The organism is Planktosalinus sp. (genome assembly GCF_059864935.1).
Window position 1 is genome coordinate 1 of the sequence record NZ_JCBCCK010000350.1, and the last position, 2,058, is coordinate 2,058.

General features: G+C 42.8%; 2 protein-coding genes. Both read right to left on the reverse strand.

Annotated elements, in window-relative coordinates; genetic code table 11:
- Positions 1-106: 106 nt before the first annotated feature.
- A complete protein-coding gene (gene purE, locus AC6F75_RS11115; RefSeq protein WP_500715090.1) occupies positions 107-592 on the reverse strand; it encodes a 5-(carboxyamino)imidazole ribonucleotide mutase in 486 nt (161 codons plus the stop codon).
- A gap of 149 nt (positions 593-741) precedes the next feature.
- Positions 742-1,920, reverse strand: coding sequence for a 5-(carboxyamino)imidazole ribonucleotide synthase (gene purK, locus AC6F75_RS11120; RefSeq protein WP_500715089.1), 1,179 nt, complete (start codon positions 1,918-1,920; stop codon positions 742-744).
- Positions 1,921-2,058: the final 138 nt, after the last annotated feature.

Consider the following 2,058-nt stretch of genomic DNA (forward strand, 5'->3'; position numbering starts at 1 on the left):
AGTTAATACTAAAAGTAATACTGCTGAAAGTGATTTCAAGAATTTCATCATTGATGGTTGTTGGTTTACAACAAAGATGACGAAAAAGGAAAGGATATGTTACAGGTTATTTTTTTAGCTTCTTAGCCTTTTCCAACACCGCTAATTTCAATCCTTCCTTGTAGGCTAAGATTTTATCGAGGACACATTTATCAGTACTGCCAATAATTTGAGCGGCGAGAATACCTGCGTTTTTTGCGCCATTGAGCGCAACAGTTGCAACCGGCACGCCACCCGGCATTTGTAGAATTGATAGTATGGAATCCCAGCCATCAATAGAATTGCTGGATTTTACGGGAACACCAATCACCGGTAACGGACTCATAGCAGCCACCATTCCCGGAAGGTGTGCAGCACCGCCTGCTCCGGCAATAATAACCGAAATGCCACGCTTGTGGGCGTTAGTACTGAAATCGACCAGTTTTTCTGGGGTGCGGTGGGCAGAGACAATGTCAACTTCCACTTCGATGTCAAATCCTTTTAAAATATCAACGGCTTCTTGCATTACCGGCAGGTCGCTGTCGCTTCCCATGACGATGGCTACTTTCATAATCAGCCCCCTAACCCCCAAAGGGGGAATTTTACGGGGTGTTTTTTTTAAATTAAACAATAACCTTTAATCTGATAAATAGGGATTTTTAGGTTTCTTATTAAACAAAAATAGGTTTTTTCAACGAAATAGTCTTTTAAATAATGATTTTACTAAGCCCCTCCATTGGAGGGGTTGGGGAGGCTTGTCACTTGAATAGCGTTCTTCACCTCCTCAGCAATCTTTCTCGCTTCAGCGATGTCTTCATTCACAATAGTAACGTGTCCCATTTTTCTAAAAGGGCGGGTTTCTTTTTTGCCGTAAATGTGTGGTGTTACGCCCGGCATGGCCATGATTTTTTCGATGTTTTTATAAACCACCTGTCCGGTGTGGCCTTCAGCACCTACTAAGTTGACCATAATTCCGGCGACTTTGCTGTCAGTATTGCCCAATGGTAAATCTAAAATGGCCCTGAGATGCTGCTCAAACTGATTGGTATAACTGGCTTCAATGCTGTAGTGTCCGCTGTTGTGGGGTCTGGGGGCTACTTCGTTAACGATGATGTCGTCGTCTTCGGTTTGGAAGAGTTCTACGGCGAGCAAGCCCACGTGTTTCATTGCTTTGGAGACTTTCATGGCCACTTCCCGGGCTTTTTCCGCGACAGCGGAATCAATACGGGCGGGGCAAATCACATATTCCACCTGATTGGCAGTGGGGTGAAATTCCATTTCCACCACGGGATAGGTTTTGATTTCGCCCGAAACAGCGCGCGCCACAATCACCGCCAGTTCATTTTTAAACGGAATGAGCTTTTCAGCTATGCACTCGCCTTCCGGAAGCGGAATCAAATCTTCAGCATCACGGATAATGCTCACACCTTTTCCGTCATAACCGCCGGTAGCACTTTTCCATACAAAAGGGTAATGCAACTCTTGGCGCATCAGAGCTTCTTGCAAGCTGTATTTGTCTTTGAATATGATAAATGGCGACGTTGGAATCAAGTGGTCTTTATAAAATTGTTTTTGAACCGCTTTGCTTTGAATGTTTCTCAGGGTTTTTGACGATGGATATACTTTTAAGCCCTCGCTTTCCAGTTTCTCCAAAGCTTCAACATTCACACCTTCAATTTCAAAAGTGAGGACATCCACATCTTTTCCGAAATCATAAACCGTGTCAAAATCCATCAAATCGCCTTGAACAAAAGTGTTGCAGGCTATTTTGCAAGGTGCTTCATCACTGGGATCGAGCACTTTGGTGGTGATGTCATATTTTCGGGTTTCATAGAGCAGCATTTTGCCCAATTGACCACCGCCAAGGATGCCTAAAGTGAAATTGGATGAGAAATAATTCATAGAATTTGCTGTTTGCGCAAAGATAAGTAAAAGGAATTTTAAGTGAGAAGTTAGATATGAGAAGTTAGAAGTACAGAAATTTTATTGATGCCAAATCAAGTATATTGAAAAGCTCACCAAATAAAAACAAATCGCAAA